General features: G+C 75.5%; 15 protein-coding genes. 2 read left to right on the top strand and 13 right to left on the bottom strand.

What is annotated here, in order from left to right:
• The first annotated feature begins 17 nt into the window (after positions 1–17).
• Positions 18–701, top strand: coding sequence for a phosphate signaling complex protein PhoU (gene phoU, locus GWJ10_RS13380; RefSeq protein WP_021482507.1), 684 nt, complete (start codon positions 18–20; stop codon positions 699–701).
• 93 nt (positions 702–794) lie between these two features.
• On the opposite strand, the gene GWJ10_RS13375 is transcribed toward phoU, so the two are convergent.
• The gene (locus GWJ10_RS13375; protein WP_021482508.1) at positions 795–1,532 is read right to left on the bottom strand and encodes a phosphoglyceromutase; all 738 of its coding nucleotides are present in this window, start codon (positions 1,530–1,532) and stop codon (positions 795–797) included.
• 173 nt (positions 1,533–1,705) lie between these two features.
• On the opposite strand from GWJ10_RS13375, the gene GWJ10_RS13370 reads away from it, so the two are divergent.
• The gene (locus GWJ10_RS13370) at positions 1,706–2,146 is read left to right on the top strand and encodes a nitroreductase family deazaflavin-dependent oxidoreductase (protein ID WP_163188008.1); all 441 of its coding nucleotides are present in this window, start codon (positions 1,706–1,708) and stop codon (positions 2,144–2,146) included.
• 31 nt (positions 2,147–2,177) lie between these two features.
• Here the strand turns inward: GWJ10_RS13370 and mshA are convergent, their stop codons facing one another.
• The 12 genes from mshA to GWJ10_RS13310 all read right to left on the bottom strand — a co-directional run bounded on the left by mshA (position 2,178) and on the right by GWJ10_RS13310 (position 14,569).
• Complete coding sequence (gene mshA, locus GWJ10_RS13365) at positions 2,178–3,434, bottom strand: D-inositol-3-phosphate glycosyltransferase (protein WP_163188188.1); 1,257 nt, start codon at positions 3,432–3,434, stop codon at positions 2,178–2,180.
• 69 nt (positions 3,435–3,503) lie between these two features.
• Positions 3,504–4,715, bottom strand: coding sequence for a beta-propeller fold lactonase family protein (locus tag GWJ10_RS13360; protein WP_163188006.1), 1,212 nt, complete (start codon positions 4,713–4,715; stop codon positions 3,504–3,506).
• A 67-nt stretch (positions 4,716–4,782) separates the two neighbouring features.
• Positions 4,783–5,124, bottom strand: coding sequence for an Lsr2 family protein (locus tag GWJ10_RS13355; protein WP_021483784.1), 342 nt, complete (start codon positions 5,122–5,124; stop codon positions 4,783–4,785).
• A 172-nt stretch (positions 5,125–5,296) separates the two neighbouring features.
• Positions 5,297–5,476, bottom strand: coding sequence for a hypothetical protein (locus GWJ10_RS13350; protein ID WP_021483783.1), 180 nt, complete (start codon positions 5,474–5,476; stop codon positions 5,297–5,299).
• Positions 5,477–5,502: 26 nt separating this feature from the next.
• Positions 5,503–6,963: a lysine--tRNA ligase gene (gene lysS / locus GWJ10_RS13345; protein WP_163188186.1), complete on the bottom strand. Its 1,461-nt coding sequence runs from the start codon at positions 6,961–6,963 to the stop codon at positions 5,503–5,505.
• A gap of 177 nt (positions 6,964–7,140) precedes the next feature.
• Positions 7,141–8,121, bottom strand: a complete 981-nt coding sequence (gene nadC / locus GWJ10_RS13340) for a carboxylating nicotinate-nucleotide diphosphorylase (protein ID WP_076406153.1) — start codon at positions 8,119–8,121, stop codon at positions 7,141–7,143.
• 177 nt (positions 8,122–8,298) lie between these two features.
• A complete protein-coding gene (locus tag GWJ10_RS13335; RefSeq protein ID WP_163188001.1) occupies positions 8,299–9,990 on the bottom strand; it encodes an L-aspartate oxidase in 1,692 nt (563 codons plus the stop codon).
• The gene (gene panD, locus GWJ10_RS13330) at positions 9,987–10,445 is read right to left on the bottom strand and encodes an aspartate 1-decarboxylase (protein WP_163188184.1); all 459 of its coding nucleotides are present in this window, start codon (positions 10,443–10,445) and stop codon (positions 9,987–9,989) included. Before panD ends, GWJ10_RS13335 begins: the two co-directional genes overlap by 4 nt.
• 53 nt (positions 10,446–10,498) lie before the next feature.
• Positions 10,499–11,497, bottom strand: a complete 999-nt coding sequence (gene panC, locus GWJ10_RS13325) for a pantoate--beta-alanine ligase (protein WP_163187999.1) — start codon at positions 11,495–11,497, stop codon at positions 10,499–10,501.
• Positions 11,494–12,519, bottom strand: a complete 1,026-nt coding sequence (locus GWJ10_RS13320; RefSeq protein ID WP_163187997.1) for a DUF2520 domain-containing protein — start codon at positions 12,517–12,519, stop codon at positions 11,494–11,496. Before GWJ10_RS13320 ends, panC begins: the two co-directional genes overlap by 4 nt.
• Entirely contained in the window at positions 12,516–14,054 is a 1,539-nt protein-coding gene (locus tag GWJ10_RS13315) for a PH domain-containing protein (protein ID WP_163187995.1), read from the bottom strand. The genes GWJ10_RS13320 and GWJ10_RS13315 overlap by 4 nt, the downstream gene beginning before the upstream one ends.
• Positions 14,051–14,569: a PH domain-containing protein gene (locus GWJ10_RS13310; protein ID WP_043660504.1), complete on the bottom strand. Its 519-nt coding sequence runs from the start codon at positions 14,567–14,569 to the stop codon at positions 14,051–14,053. The genes GWJ10_RS13315 and GWJ10_RS13310 overlap by 4 nt, the downstream gene beginning before the upstream one ends.
• Position 14,570: the final 1 nt, after the last annotated feature.

Raw genomic sequence — 14,570 nt, 5'->3', positions numbered from 1 at the left:
ACGACGAGAGGGAAGCGATGCGGGAGATCTTCGAGGCCGAGCTGAAGCAGGTCGGCGACGACCTGGCCGAGATGAGCCGGCTGGTGGAGTCGGCCGTGAACCGCGCCGGGCAGGCGCTCCTCACGGCGGACCTGCAGCTCGCGCAGTCGGTGATCGGCGACGACCACACGATCGACGCCCTCGAGCGCGAGCTCGACGAGCGCTGCGTGCTGCTGCTCGCGCAGCAGCAGCCCGTCGCGACCGACCTGCGGGTCGTCGTCAGCGCGCTGCGCATGAGCGCCACCCTGGAGCGCATGGGCGACCTCGCGCGCCACATCGCGCAGGTCGCGCGCGGCCGCTACCCCGGCCGCGCGATCGAGCCGTCGCTGCACCGCACGTTCGAGCAGATGCACGACGCGGCCGTCCGCGTCGCGCGGCGCACGACCACGCTCCTCACGACGCGCGACCTCACCGTCGCCGCGAACATCGAGCGTGACGACGACCTGCTCGACAAGCTGCACCAGGACACGTTCAGCGCGCTGCTCGACGGCACGTGGACGGGCACGCCGCAGGAGACTGTCGACGTCACGCTCGTGGGCCGCTACTACGAGCGCTTCGGCGACCACGGGGTGTCGATCGCCAAGCGCGTGACGTACCTCGTGACCGGCGAGTTCGCCGACGACCGCGGTGCCCCGGCGGGCACGACGCGCGCGACCGCCTGACCCGCCGCCGGGAGCACCCGCTCGACCGACGCAGACGACCGTGGCCCGTCCGGATCTCCGGACGGGCCACGGTCGTGCGTGGGGTGGGGCCGGTCAGCGGCCCTGGTTCGCGACCGCCGCGGCGGCCTCGGCGGCGGCCTCGGGGTCGAGGTAGCGGCCGCCCTTCGTGACGGGCTTGAGGTCCTCGTCGAGCTCGTAGAGCAGCGGGATGCCGGTCGGGATGTTGAGCGCGGCGATGTCCTCGTCGGAGATGCCGTCGAGGTGCTTGACGATCGCGCGCAGCGAGTTGCCGTGCGCGGCGACCAGCACGGTCTTGCCCGCCTTGAGGTCGGGGACGACCTCGCCGTCCCAGTACGGCAGGGCGCGCTCGAGCACGTCCTTGAGGCACTCGGTGCGCACGACGGGGGCGTCGGCGTAGCGCGGGTCGGTGTCCTGCGAGAACTCGGAGCCGAGCTCGATCTCGGGCGGCGGGACGTCGTAGGAGCGGCGCCAGAGCATGAACTGCTCCTCGCCGAACTCCTCGAGCGTCTGCTTCTTGTTCTTGCCCTGGAGCGCACCGTAGTGCCGCTCGTTGAGGCGCCACGACCGCTTCACGGGGATCCAGTGGCGGTCGGCCGCGTCGAGCGCGAGGTTCGCCGTCGTGATGGCGCGGCGCAGGAGCGAGGTGTGCACGACGTCGGGCAGGACGCCGGCCTCCGTGAGGAGCTGACCGCCGCGCTTCGCCTCCTCGGTGCCCTTCTCCGACAGGGCGACGTCCACCCAGCCGGTGAACAGGTTCTTGGCGTTCCATTCGCTCTCGCCGTGGCGGAGCAGCACGAGGGTGTAGGTCATGCCTCCATCCTGCCGCACGGCCCGGCGCCGCGGCACGCGCGTCCCACGTGGTGGTGACCGTCGCCGCGCGGCGTGGGACGAAGGTCCGGCCGGTACGGCGCTGCCCGGAGCGCCGCGCCGTCCCGTCCGGGAGGGCCGGGAATCAGCGCGCCGTCGCGCACGTTCTCTCCCGCATGCCGATCGACGGAGAGCACGCACCGAGCCCGAGCACCTGGTCCCGCAAGCAGGCGGAGGCCTACGAGTCGTCCGGCGGGACGCGCAGCACGACCATGAACGGGATGCCCGTCGTTGTCCTCACGACGCTCGGGCGCCGCAGCGGCAAGGTCCGCAAGACCCCGCTCATGCGGGTCGAGCACGACGGCGCGTACGCGGTCGTCGCGTCGCTCGGCGGCGCGCCGAAGCACCCGGTCTGGTACCTCAACGTGCTCGCGCACCCGCGGGTCGAGCTGCAGGACGGTCCCGAGCGCCACGACTACGTCGCGCGCGAGGTCCACGGCGAGGAGAAGGCGCTGTGGTGGGAGCGCGCGGTCGCGGCCTACCCGCCGTACGCCGACTACCAGGAGAAGACGTCGCGGGAGATCCCCGTCCTCGTGCTGGAGCGCGCGAGCGACTGACCCGCCGCGCGGCCCGTGCCGGTCCGCGCGGTCAGCGCGCCGCGCGGACCTTGCGCGCCTGCGCGTAGACGTCGAGCATGCGGACCGCCGCGACGTCCCACCCGAACCGCTCCCCCGCGCGTCGGGCGCCCTCGCCGAGGGTCGCGAGGCGGGCGTCGTCGGCGAGCAGGTCCGCGAGGACGCGCGCCCAGGTCGCCGGGTCGTGGTCGGGCACGAGGACGCCGGAGACCTGGTCCTCCACCACGGTCCGCAGCCCGCCGACGGCGGCCGCGACCACGGGCGTGCCGCTCGCCTCCGCCTCGGCCGCGACGAGCCCGAACGTCTCGTTGTGCGAGGGGACCGCGACGACGTCGGCCGCCCGGTACCAGCGCACGAGCTCGTCGCGCGGGACGGGCGGGCGCACCACGAGCCGGTCGCTCACGCCCACCTGGTAGGCGAGCGCCTCGAGCTCGCGGACGGCCGTCGGGCGGCCGCTGGGACCACCGAGCACGACGAGCGTCGGCACGGGCTCCCCGCGCGCGGCGAGGACGCCGAGCGCCCGGACGAGCACGTCCGGGCCCTTGAGCGGCTGCACGCGCCCGGCGAAGAGGACGAGGCCGCCGTCGGCGGGCAGACCCAGCTCGGCCCGCAGCGCGCGTCGCCGCTCGCGGCGCACCCGAGCGTCGCCGGTCGTGGCGCCCGGCGCCGGGGAGAACAGCTCGAGGTCGACGCCCGGCGGCACGACGTGCACGCGCGCCGGGTCGGCCGCGTAGTCGCGCACGAGGTCCTGCGCCTCCGCGTCCGTGCTCGCGACGAGCGCGTCCGCCTCCGCGACGACCTGCTCCTCGCCGATGATGCGCCCGAGCGGCTCGGGCGCGTCACCCGGCGCGAGCGCCGCGTTCTTCACGCGCGCGAGCGTGTGCATGGTGTGGACGAGCGGGACGTCCCAGCGGTCGGCGGCGAGCCACCCGACCTGCCCCGAGAGCCAGTAGTGCGTGTGCACGACGTCGTACCAGCCCTCGCGATGCCGGGCCTCGGCGCGGAGCACCCCGGCCGTGAACGCGCAGAGCTGGCCCGGGAGGTCGTTCTTGTCGAGCCCCTCGAAGGGCCCGGCGGCGACGTGGCGCACCGTCACGCCGTCGGACACCTCGACCACGGGCGGCTGGCTCGACGCCGTCGCGCGCGTGAAGATCTCGACCTGCGTGCCGCGGCGCGCGAGCGCGTGCGCGAGCTCGGTGACGTACACGTTCATGCCGCCCGCGTCGCCGGTGCCCGGCTGGTCGAGCGGCGACGTGTGCACCGAGAGCATCGCGACCCGCAGCGGGTCCGACGGGTCGGGGGCGGTGCCGCCCGGCAGGTCGAGCGTCGTCACGGCGGGTCAGGCCTCCACGACGCACGCCGGGGCCGGGAGCGCGAGCACGTCGAGCACCTGGGCGGCGCCGTCCGAGCGGCGCACGCGCAGGAGCGCGAGGTTCGACGTCGGGGCGTCCGGGCCGGCCGCGGCGGGCCGCTCGATGAGCGGGTCGTCGTTCTGGTTCGCCACGACGACGAGGTCGTGCAGCGGCGCGTCGACGTCCCCCTGGTCGGTCTCGGCGGCCGACCCCGCGCCGGTCGCGACCCCGAGGATCGCGAAGTGGCGCGGCCACGCGCCGCCCACGGGCGAGTCGGCGAGGTGGCGCAGCGTGGGCACGCCGCCGTCCGGCCCCAGCTCGACCGCGTGCACCGCGAGCACGTCGGCGCCGCGCACCGCGGCGAGGACGCGCGTGCCGTCGGCGGTGACCGCGACGTGCGAGGGGTAGTTCCCGCCGCCGGCGGGAGCGGCGGCGTGCGTGACGTCGTAGCGCGCGACGACGTCGTAGGTGCGCACGCCGTCCGGCCCGTCCACCGGGGAGAGCAGGAACAGCGCCGGGTCCAGCTCGCCGACGACGACGAGGTGCCCCGACGGCAGCGCCGCGAGGTGGCGCGGGCCCGTGCCGGGCGGGAAGGTCGCGACGACGCGGGCCGTCGAGCCGTCGGGCGCGGCCGGGTCGTGCCGGCGCAGCTCGTCGGTGCCGAGGTCGACGACGAGCACCGCGCCGCTGCCGTCGTCCGCCGCGCCGAGGTGCGCGAGGGGCGCGACGAAGTGCGCGTGCGGCCCCTCCTGGCGGTCGGCGACCGGGCCGGTCCCCGCGTGCCCCTGCCGGCGCGGGCCGACGTCGGGCGCGGTCGCCTCGAACGCGCCGTCGTCCGTCGTCGGCACGACCGTGAGGACGCCGTCGCCGTAGTTGGCGACGAGCACGTCACCGCTCACGGCGACGTGGCACGGGTACGAGCCGCCCGTGGCGACCGGGCCACCCCGGGGGGTGAGGGCGCCGTCGGGCCCGACGGCGAACGCCGCGACCGAGCCGGTCTCCGTCTCCCCCACCGCGTAGAGCGTGTCGCCGTCGAGCGCCAGGAACGACGGCGACCCCGACGCGGCGGCGAGCGTGCCGCCCCCGAAGGAGCCGGTGCCCGCAGCCGGGTCGACGTCGAGCTCGACGCGCCACACGCCCTCCGTGCCGCTCGGGTGCGGGTAGGTGCCGATCCAGAGGGCGCGGGTCGCGGAGGTCATGCCCCGAGCCTAGTTCTCCGCGCGGGCGGCTCGGCACGAGCGCCCCGGTGCTCGGTGAGACGACGCGTCAGTGCGCGGCGTCGTACGCGGTCTGGATCTCCTGGGAGATGCGCCCGCGGTCGTTGACCGTGTAGCCGTTGGCACGGGCCCACTCGCGGACCTCGGTCGCACGGGCCGAGCCGGACGAACGACCGCCGCCGCTGCGGCGGGCCGGCCGGGCCGAGCTCGTGCGGGACGAGACCTTGCGCGCGTTGCCGACCCACGAGGCAAAGGCGTCGCGCAGCTCTTGGGCATTCTTCGTGCTGAGGTCGATCTCGTAGGAGACGCCGTCGAGTGCGAACGTGACGGTCTCGTCGGCCGCACCCCCGTCGAGATCGTCGACGAGAATTACCTGGACTTTCTGGGCCACTGTGGTTTCCTCACGCTTCACAGGAATTGCTGTCGTCGTCAGGATGCCACCGCGAATGGCGAGGGTCAATTGAACACGCCGCGCCGACGGAACGTGCGCGCCGTACCTGACGGGCAATTCTTGGACGGCGGTCCATCATTTCGGGACGCCGCCCGACGGCCTTCCGCGGAGATCAGGAGTCGTGCGCGGGAGCAGCATTCCCGCGCGCGGCGGATTCCTGTTCCGCGTCGAGGCGCGCCAGCGCGGCGCGCTCGTTGCGGTCCGCGCGCACGATCGCGCGCATCGCGACATAGAAGAGCACGCCGACGCCGATCGACGGGATCAGCGCCGCGAGGGTGGGCCAGATGTCCATGCTGTCGGTCCTAGTTCTCGGCCGCGCTACTGCGCGGGCTTCACGAGCGGGAAGAGGATGGTCTCGCGGATGCCGAGACCGGTGAGCGCCATGAGCAGGCGGTCGATGCCCAGGCCCATCCCGCCGGACGGGGGCATCGCGTACTCCATCGCGGTGAGGAAGTCCTCGTCGATGCGCATGGCCTCCTCGTCGCCGGCCGCGGCGAGCAGGGCCTGCGCCTCGAACCGCTGCCGCTGGACCACCGGGTCCACGAGCTCGGAGTACGCCGTCGCGAGCTCGACGCCGCGCACGTAGAGGTCCCACTTCTCGACCTGCCCGCGCACCGTGCGGTGGTCGCGCGTCAGCGGCGAGGTCTCGACCGGGAAGTCCCGCACGAACGTGGGTGCCACCAGGTGGTCTCCCACGAGGTGCTCCCACAGGCCTTCGACGAGCTTTCCGTGATTGACGTTCTTCGGGTCGAAGGAGAGCTCGTGCTTGTCCGCGAACGCCCGCAGCGTCTCGACCGACGTCTCGGGGGTGATGAGCTCCCCCAGCGCGTCCGAGAGCGAGTCGTACATCTTCAGCTGGGTCCATTCCCCGCCGAGGTCGTACTCCGTGCCGTCGGCGAGCGTCACGAGCGTCGTGCCGAGAGCGTCCTGCGCGGCGCGCTGGACGAGGTTCTGGGTGAGCACGGCCATCGTGTCGTAGTCGCCGTAGGCCTCGTACGCCTCGAGCATCGCGAATTCCGGCGAGTGCGTGGAGTCCACGCCCTCGTTACGGAAGTTGCGGTTGATCTCGAACACCTTCTCGACGCCGCCGACGGCCGCGCGCTTGAGGAACAGCTCGGGCGCGATGCGCAGGAACAGGTCGATGTCGAACGCATTCATGTGCGTCTCGAACTGGCGCGCGGCGGCACCCTCCGGACGCGTCTGGAGCATCGGGGTCTCGACCTCGACGAAACCGCGCTCCCAGAAGTTCTCGCGGATCGAGCGCACGACGGCGGCGCGCAGGCGCACGGTGTCGCGTGCAGCCGGGCGGGCGATGAGGTCGACGTAGCGCTGGCGCACGCGCGCCTCCTCCGAGAGCTCCTTGTGGAGCACCGGGAGGGGACGCAGCGCCTTCGCGGCGATCTGCCACGCGTCCGCGAACACGCTCAGCTCCCCGCGGCGCGAGCTGATGACGCGGCCGTGCGCGAACAGGTGGTCGCCGAGGTCGACGTCGGACTTGAACGCCGCGAGCGACTCCTCCCCGACCACGGCCTGGCTGAGCATGACCTGCAGGCGGTTCCCCTCGCCGTCCTGCAGCGTGGCGAAGCACAGCTTGCCGGTGTTGCGCAGGAACACCACGCGGCCGGCGACGCCGACCTCGTCCTGCGTCTCCTCGCCCGTCTCCAGGTGCGCGTACGCGGCACGGACCTCGGCGATCGTGGTCGTGCGCGGCACCGAGACGGGGTAGGGCTCGTCGCCGCGCGCGAGGATCCGCTCGCGCTTCTCGCGGCGGACCTGCATCTGCTCGGGCACGTCGTCGACGTGGTCCTCGGGCTCGGGCACGGCAGGAGAGGGGGTTCCGGCGGGGGAGGTCACCCCTGGATTCTACCGACGCTCCCGCGTCCCCGAGATAGAGCCGTGGTCCGCCGGGGTAGAGCCGTGGTCGTGACCAGGGCTCTACCTCGCGGGACCGGGGTTCTACCTCGCGGGACCGGGGCTCTCCCTCGGCGGGAGGGTGGGGAGGAGGTCGAGCGCGAGGTCGAGGATCGGGGCCGAGTGGGTGAGCGCGCCGACGGACAGGTAGTCGACGCCCGTGCCCGCGACCTCGCGCGCGCGGTCCAGCGTGAGGTTGCCCGTCGCCTCGAGCTCCACCTTCGCCGGGACGCCGTCCGTCCCCTCGCGCGCCCGCACGGCCGCGACCGTGTCGGCGAGCACCGACGTCGGCATGTTGTCCAGGAGCAGGAAGTCGGCGCCCGCCGACAGCGCCTCGAGCGCCTGCGCCGTGGTGTCGGCCTCGACCTGCACGAGCACGTCGGGGAACGCGCTGCGGATCGCCTCGATCGCGGCGCTCACCGACCCCGCGGCCACGACGTGGTTGTCCTTGACCATCGCGACGTCGTACAGGCCCATGCGCTTGTTCGTGCCGCCGCCCGCGCGGACCGCGTACTTCTCCAGCGCGCGCAGCCCGGGGGTCGTCTTGCGCGTGTCGAGCACCTGGGCGCCGGTGCCGGCGAGCTCGCGCGCCCACGCGCGCGTCGCCGTCGCGACGCCCGACGCGCGGCTCGCGAGGTTGAGCAGCGTGCGCTCCGCCGTGAGCAGCACCTGGACGGGGCCGGTCAGCGCGGCGAGGACGCGGCCGCGGCCCACGGCCTCGCCGTCGGACGCGGCGAACGTCACCTCGACGGGCGGGAGGCCGAACCGCTGAGCGACCTGTCGCGTCACCTCCTCGACCACCACGAGGCCCGCGACGACCCCGTCCGCGCGCGCCACGAGGTGCGCGGTCCCGGTGGCCGACGCCGGCACGGTCGCCTGGGTGGTCACGTCGCGCCCGGGCACGGGGCCCAGGTCCTCGTCGAGCGCCCGCGCGACGGTCTCGGCGATCCACGCCGGGTCGAGGCCCGGCTCCACGCGGGACGGGACGGCGGGCGGCGCTCCGCCGTCGGCGGGACGGGCGGGCACGGGCTCGGCAGGGCTGCTCACGGTCCCCCACGCTATCCGCTCGTGTGCCCGCAGCGCGCCGGTGCCCGGCGGCTCCCGGCCGCCGCCCGCTCACGCCGTCGCGCAGGACCGCGATCGTGCAGGACCGCGGTCGTGCAGGACCGCGGTCGTGCAGGCCCGCGGTCGCGAGGTCGCGCCTCAGCGGACGAGCAGGGTCCCGTCCGCGCCGAGCGAGACGAGCACGCGCCGCTCCCACGCGGGGTCGCTCGCCGGGAAGTCGGTGCGGAAGTGGCCGCCGCGGCTCTCGGTGCGCAGCGCCGCCGCGGCGGTGAGCGCGGTCGCGACCTGGTGCACGTTCGTCGTCTCCCACTCCGCGGCCTGCGGCTGCGCGACGACGTCGCTCGCCTCGTGCGCGTCGGTGCGGACCGCGGCGAGGCGGGCGGCGGCGGCCGCGAGCCCGTCGCCGTCGCGCAGGACGCCCGGGCCCGCGGACGCGATGGACTGGATGCGCGAGCGCGCGGCCGCCGCCACGAGGGCCGACGGCCCCGGACGGTCGACGGGCTCGCCCAACTCGAGCTCGCCCGCGGCCACGCGCTCCGTGATCTGCCGCGCCGCCCGGTGGGCGAAGACGAGCCCCTCGAGCAGCGAGTTCGACGCGAGGCGGTTCGCGCCGTGCACTCCCGTGCACGCGACCTCGCCGATCGCGTAGAGGCCGTCGACGGTGGAGCGCCCGTGCAGGTCCGTCACGACGCCGCCCGAGTGGTAGTGCTGGGCGGGCGCCACGGGGACGGGCTCCTCGGTCCAGTCGAGCCCGTTCTCGGCGAGCCGTCGGGTGATCGTCGGGAAGCGCGCGCGCAGGAACTCGGCGCCGAGGTGCCGGGCGTCGAGCAGCACGTGGTCCGAGCCGGTCGCGGCCATCTGCCGCACGATCGCGTGCGCGACGACGTCGCGCGGCGCGAGCTCGGCCATGGGGTGCTGCGCGGGCATGAACCGGTGGCCGTCGGTGTCGAGGAGGATCGCGCCCTCGCCGCGCACGGCCTCGGAGATGAGCGGGAGCTGCCCCTTGGCGCCGAGCCCGAGCCACAGCACCGTGGGGTGGAACTGCACGAACTCGAGGTCGCCGAGCGTCGCGCCCGCGCGCAGCGCCGCGGCGATGCCGTCGCCCGTGGCCTGCGGCGGGTTGGTCGACGAGCGGAACACCTGCCCCACTCCCCCCGTCGCGAGCACGACGGCGCGCGCGAGGACCGCACCGACGCCGTCGCGCGAGCCCTCGCCGCGCACGTGGAGGGTCACGCCGCACGCGCGGGCAGCGCGGTCGCCCGAGCCGTCGGTCGTCAGCACGTCGAGCACGAGCGCGTTCTCGATGACCTCGATGCCCGGGTCGCGGCGCACGGCCTCGAGCTGCGCGACGAGCGCCCGCGAGATCTCCGCGCCCGTGGCGTCGCCGCCCGCGTGCGCGATCCGGTCGGCGTGGTGCCCGCCCTCGCGCGTGAGGGCGATGTCGCCGTTGGCCGCCCGGTCGAAGTTCGCGCCGCGCGCGACGAGCTCGCGCACGCGTGCGGGGCCCTCGGTGACGAGCACCTCGACGGCCGGCGGGTCGCACACGCCGGCCCCTGCGACGAGCGTGTCCGCGAGGTGCGCCTCGGGCGAGTCCTCGGGGTCGAGCGCGGCCGCGATGCCGCCCTGCGCCCAGACCGTCGACCCCGACGACAGCTCGCCCTTGGTGACGAGCAGGACGTGGGGCACGCGCGTGCGCAGCTCGAGCGCGGCGGTGAGGCCGGCGATGCCCGAGCCGACGACCACGACGTCCGCCGTCGTCGTCCACCCCGGTGCGGGGGCGGCGAGGGACCGGGCGAGCTGGGGCGCGGACGCCCCGCCGGCCCGGGTCACGCGGGGCGCACCGCGGAGGCCACGCCGCTGTCGTCGACCGCGCCGCGGAACGGGGCGAACGGCAGGCCGCTCGCCTCGAGGCCGTGGCCCGCGGGCACGAGCCCGGGCTCGTCGGAGAGCTCGACGATGCGGTTCTGCTCGTCCACGAAGACGACGTTCGGCAGGTAGGTGCGCGCGTCGGCGTCGTCGAGCATGCCGTAGGCGATGAGGATGACGACGTCGCCCGGACTCACGAGGTGCGCGGCGGCGCCGTTGATGCAGATCTGGCCCGCACCGCGCTCGCCCGGGATGACGTAGGTCGTCAGGCGCGCGCCGTTGGTGACGTCCACGACGTCGACCTGCTGGCCCGGGTAGAGGTCCGCGGCGTCGAGCAGGTCGGCGTCCACGGTGATCGAGCCGACGTAGTGCAGGTCGGCCTGCGTCACCGTCGCGCGGTGGATCTTGCCGATCATCATGGGTCGCTGCAGCGACGCCGGACGTCGCGGCGGGCTCGGCGGGGTCTGCGCGGTCACGCGGTTCCTCCAGGTGCGGGGGCACGGCCCGCGGGGTCCGCCGCCCGGGTCGCGGGCGGCACGATCTCGACGGCCGTGTTGTCGATGAGACGCGTGGTGCCCACGCGTGCCGCCACCAGGAGGAGCCCGGGGCCGACGGCGCCGGGCGCCAGGTCCTCCACGGTAGCGGGATCGACGAGCACCACGTAATCGACGTCAACGCCGTCGGTGGCCTCCAGGATTCCCCGCGCGGCGGCGAGCACGGACGGCGCGCCCTCCCCCGCGGCCGCGGCGTCCCGCCCGGCGCGCAGCGCGCGGCTCAGCGCGAGCGCGTGCTCGTGCTCGGCCGGGGAGAGGTACGCGTTGCGCGACGACCGCGCGAGGCCGTCCGCCTCGCGCACGGTCTCGACCGCCAGGACCTCCACGTCGAGGTCGAGGTCGGCGACCATGCGGCGCACGGCGAGCAGCTGCTGCGCGTCCTTCGCCCCGAACACGGCGACGTCCGGGCGCACGAGGTGGAGCAGCTTGAGCACGACCGTGAGCACGCCGTCGAAGTGCCCCGGCCGCGTCGCGCCCTCCAGCACCGTCCCGATGCGCCCCGACGTCACCCGCACGATCGGGCCGTCGGCCGAGCCCAGGTCGGGGTAGAGCTCGTCGACGGGCGGCGCGAACACGACGTCGACCACCGCGTCCGGGCCCGCCGCGGCGAGCAGCGCCACGTCGGCCGCGACGTCGCGCGGGTAGCGCTCGTAGTCCTCGCCGGGGCCGAACTGCAGCGGGTTGACGAAGTCCGTCACGACGACCTGGCCGTCGGGGCCCGCCTCCGCGCGCGCCCGGCGCACGAGCTCGAGGTGCCCGGCGTGCAGCGCACCCATGGTCATGACGACGACGCGGCGACCGTGCGGGTGCTCGGCGCGCCACGCGTCGAGCGCGGTGCGCAGCGCGGCGCGCGTCGTCACGACGGCCGGGGTCCCGGCTGCGGGGGGCCCGGCGTCCGGGCGGGGGGTGCTCGTCATGCTCGTCCTTCGTCGTGCGGGTCCTGCGGGTCGGGCCGGTCCTGCTGGTCGTGCCGGTCCTGCGGGTCGGGCGCGGGCGCGTCGAGCGCGTCGAGGAGCTCGCGGGCCGCGCGCTCGCCGAGCCGGCCGCCCGCGAGCGCGCGGTGCGTCGCGGCGCGGCTCAGCGCCCGGTACGACGGCGGCACGTCCGCCGCGTCGCTCGTCGCGGCGAGCGCGTCCAGGGCGGCGAGGTGCTCGCGGACCGTGCCGACGTCGCCCCGCGCCACCGGCCCGGTGAGCCCGAGGAGCGCCCCGGCGCCCGCGCCCGTCCCCGACTCGGCACCCGCGTCGGCGCCCCGCGTCGCGCCGTCGAGGGCGGCCGCGAGGAGCGGCGCGAGCGCGCGCCCGGGCCGGTCGACGCCCGCGGCCTCGAGCGCCTGCGCGGCCTGCGCGACGAGCACGACGAGGTGGTTCGCGCCGTGCGCGAGGGCCGCGTGGTAGAGCCCGCGCGACTCCTCCGCGACGACGACCGGCTCCCCGCCGAGCTCGACGACGAGCGCCTGCCCGATCGGCAGGACCGGGCCGGGCGCGGTGACGGCGAACGTCGTGCCCTCCAGCCGCGCGAGGTCGAGCGACGTGCCGGTGAACGTCATGGCGGGGTGCAGCGCGAGCGGGATGGCGCCGGCGGCGCGCGCCGGGTCGAGGACGGCCGTGCCGTAGCGGCCCGACGTGTGCACGACGATCTGGCCGGGCTGCCACGCCCCCGTGTCGGCGAGGCCGCGGACCAGGGCCGGGAGCGCGTCGTCGGGCACGGCGAGGAGCACGAGCTCGGCGCGCTCCACGACCTGCGGGACCTCGAGGACGGGCACCCCCGCGAGGAGCGTCTCGATGCGGTCGCGCGACGCGTCGGACACGCCGCTCGCGCCCACGACCGCGTGGCCGACGGCGCGCAGGGCGCTGCCGAGGACCGCGCCGACACGGCCTGCCCCGACGACGCCGACCCCGAGCCGCCCGGGACGGCGAGCCCCCTCCGCGGCGCTCACGCGTTCTCCTCGAGCGGGACGTCGTCGCGGCGCATCCAGAGCTCCGGCCCCGCGTGCGCGCGGGCCTCGCGGGCGCGCTCGGCCTGGGTGTCGAGGAGGCGGGCGGCGTCGCCCGCGTCGAGGTGCCGCACCTGGGGCGAGACCGGCCCGGGCGTCGAGTGCACGGTGAACGACGCGACGTCGAGCCGGCGCTGCAGCGGCCCCTGCTCGAGCCCGAGCGACTGCGTGCGCTCGTGGGGCACGACGACGAGGGTGCGGAAGACGCGCCCGCCGCGCAGCAGGAGCGCGCGGTCGGTGACGCTGAAGCCGTTCCGCCGCCACGCGACGAGGTCCAGCAGGCGCGCGCGGCGCGGGGACGCGACGAAGTGCTGCCCGGCGTCGAGGCCGGACAGGCCCTCGTCGAGCACGCTGCGGGGGTCGGGCGTGCCGAGGTCCGGCAGCACGAGCCACAGGGCCGCGAGCGCCTCGTCGCGCGTGCCGACGGGCAGGAGCACGCTCGTGCTGTCCGTCCCGTCGGTGCTGACGCCGTAGCCCGCGACGTTGACGTCGACGCGCCACCAGTCAGGACCGCGCCAGAACGGTCCCTGCCGCAGCCGCACGGCCTGGACGCGGCCGGGCGGGATCGTCTGCGAGCGGGTCTCCAGCAGGCCGTGGCGCAGGCGGATGCCGTCGGGCGAGATGGCGGACCGGAAGCCGAACTCCCCCGTGAACCGGGAGAACAGGAACCCGCCGAAGCCGAGCACGGCGGGCAGCGCGCTGAACAGGATCCCGATCTCGCGCGTGCCGACGACGACGCCCGCGATGCCGAGCACACCGAGGACGAGACCGACCGTCGCGCCCGACCGCACGAGCGAGGCGACGAGCCGCCCCGGCCCGACGGCGGTCACCGGCTGCTCGGGCGCCTCGGCGACGAACGACGGCGCGTCCGTCGCGGGGACCGTGACCTCTCCGGCCGGCGTGCCGACGGCGCCGGGCGCACCCGGGACTGCGGGCGCACCGGGGACGCCGGGCGCCGTCGCGGCGGCCGGGCGCTCGCGCGCGACCCGCAGGCCCGCGGCGCGCGCGAGGAGGTCGTTGCGCAGCCGGTTCGCCTCCGCCTCCTTGAGGAAGCCGAGCTTCACGCCCGAGTCCGCTCCCCCGGCGACCTCGAGCTTGAGCTCCGCGAGCCCGAAGAACCGGGCGAGGAGCGGCTGCACGACGTCGACCGCCTGGAGCCGGTCGAGCCGCGCCTTGCGCTGCTGCCGGAACAGCACGCCGGTGCGCAGGTGCACCGACTCGTCGTCGACCGCGTAGCTCGTCATGCGCCACGCGACCGCCGAGTAGCCGAGCCCCACGAGGCCCACCACGAGGATGCCGAGGAGGATCATCCACCAGCGGTCGCCCTCGAGGAGGTTCTCCCCCTCGGGCAGCCCGTTGAGCGTCTGCTGGCCGACGACGACCAGGAGCACCGCGATGACGGTCCAGCCCCGCACGAGCGGGGTGACCGGGTGCACCCGGTGCCACACGAGGTCGTCGGTGGCCGGTGCGTCGTTCACAGGCCCGCCAACCTCGCCTCGCCGCGCGACGCGAGCCGGTCGCGCAGACGCTCCGCCTCGGCGGGCTCGAGACCGTCGATCGTCGCGTCGGTCGACGCGGACGCCGTGTGGAGCTGGACCTGGGCGATGCCGAGCTTGCGCGCGAGCGGCCCGGCCTGGACGTCGACGTACTGCATGCGGCCGTAGGGCACGACGACGAGCGTGCGGAACATGATGCCGTGGCGGATCAGGAGGTCGTCGTCACGCTCCGCGTAGCCGATCGCGCGGACCTGGCGCGGCACGAGGACGGCCGCCCACAGGCCCAGGAGCGCGAGCACGCCGAGCACGAGCCACTGCCACCAGTGCGGGAAGAGGATCGCGAGCACGACCACGGCGACGGCCGGGACCGCGAGCGTGATGCCCACGGACAGCAGGCGCGCCGTGACGAGCCGCGGCGACACGCGCGTCCACTCGATGCCGGGCGGGTCGAAGGGGCCGGTGCCGCGGGGGTCCTGGTCCCGTGCAGGGTCGGTCATG

This window comes from Cellulosimicrobium sp. SL-1 (genome assembly GCF_011033075.1).
In the GTDB taxonomy this organism is placed as follows: domain Bacteria; phylum Actinomycetota; class Actinomycetes; order Actinomycetales; family Cellulomonadaceae; genus Cellulosimicrobium; species Cellulosimicrobium funkei.
Note: the sequence above shows the minus strand (reverse complement) of the source record. Positions and strands in the feature narration are given on the sequence as shown.

What these genes read in the sequence shown, in the direction of transcription:
- mshA (WP_163188188.1), bottom strand. Translation starts at nt 3,434, where the DNA reads ATGCTCTCGGTGCACACGTCGCCGCTCGACCAGCCGGGCACCGGCGAC.
- GWJ10_RS13350 (WP_021483783.1), bottom strand. Translation starts at nt 5,476, where the DNA reads ATGGACATCTGGCCCACCCTCGCGGCGCTGATCCCGTCGATCGGCGTC.
- GWJ10_RS13370 (WP_163188008.1), top strand. Translation starts at nt 1,706, where the DNA reads ATGCCGATCGACGGAGAGCACGCACCGAGCCCGAGCACCTGGTCCCGC.
- phoU (WP_021482507.1), top strand. Translation starts at nt 18, where the DNA reads ATGCGGGAGATCTTCGAGGCCGAGCTGAAGCAGGTCGGCGACGACCTG.
- GWJ10_RS13375 (WP_021482508.1), bottom strand. Translation starts at nt 1,532, where the DNA reads ATGACCTACACCCTCGTGCTGCTCCGCCACGGCGAGAGCGAATGGAAC.
- GWJ10_RS13360 (WP_163188006.1), bottom strand. Translation starts at nt 4,715, where the DNA reads ATGACCTCCGCGACCCGCGCCCTCTGGATCGGCACCTACCCGCACCCG.
- panD (WP_163188184.1), bottom strand. Translation starts at nt 10,445, where the DNA reads ATGATGATCGGCAAGATCCACCGCGCGACGGTGACGCAGGCCGACCTG.
- lysS (WP_163188186.1), bottom strand. Translation starts at nt 6,963, where the DNA reads ATGCAGGTCCGCCGCGAGAAGCGCGAGCGGATCCTCGCGCGCGGCGAC.
- panC (WP_163187999.1), bottom strand. Translation starts at nt 11,497, where the DNA reads ATGACGAGCACCCCCCGCCCGGACGCCGGGCCCCCCGCAGCCGGGACC.
- GWJ10_RS13310 (WP_043660504.1), bottom strand. Translation starts at nt 14,569, where the DNA reads ATGACCGACCCTGCACGGGACCAGGACCCCCGCGGCACCGGCCCCTTC.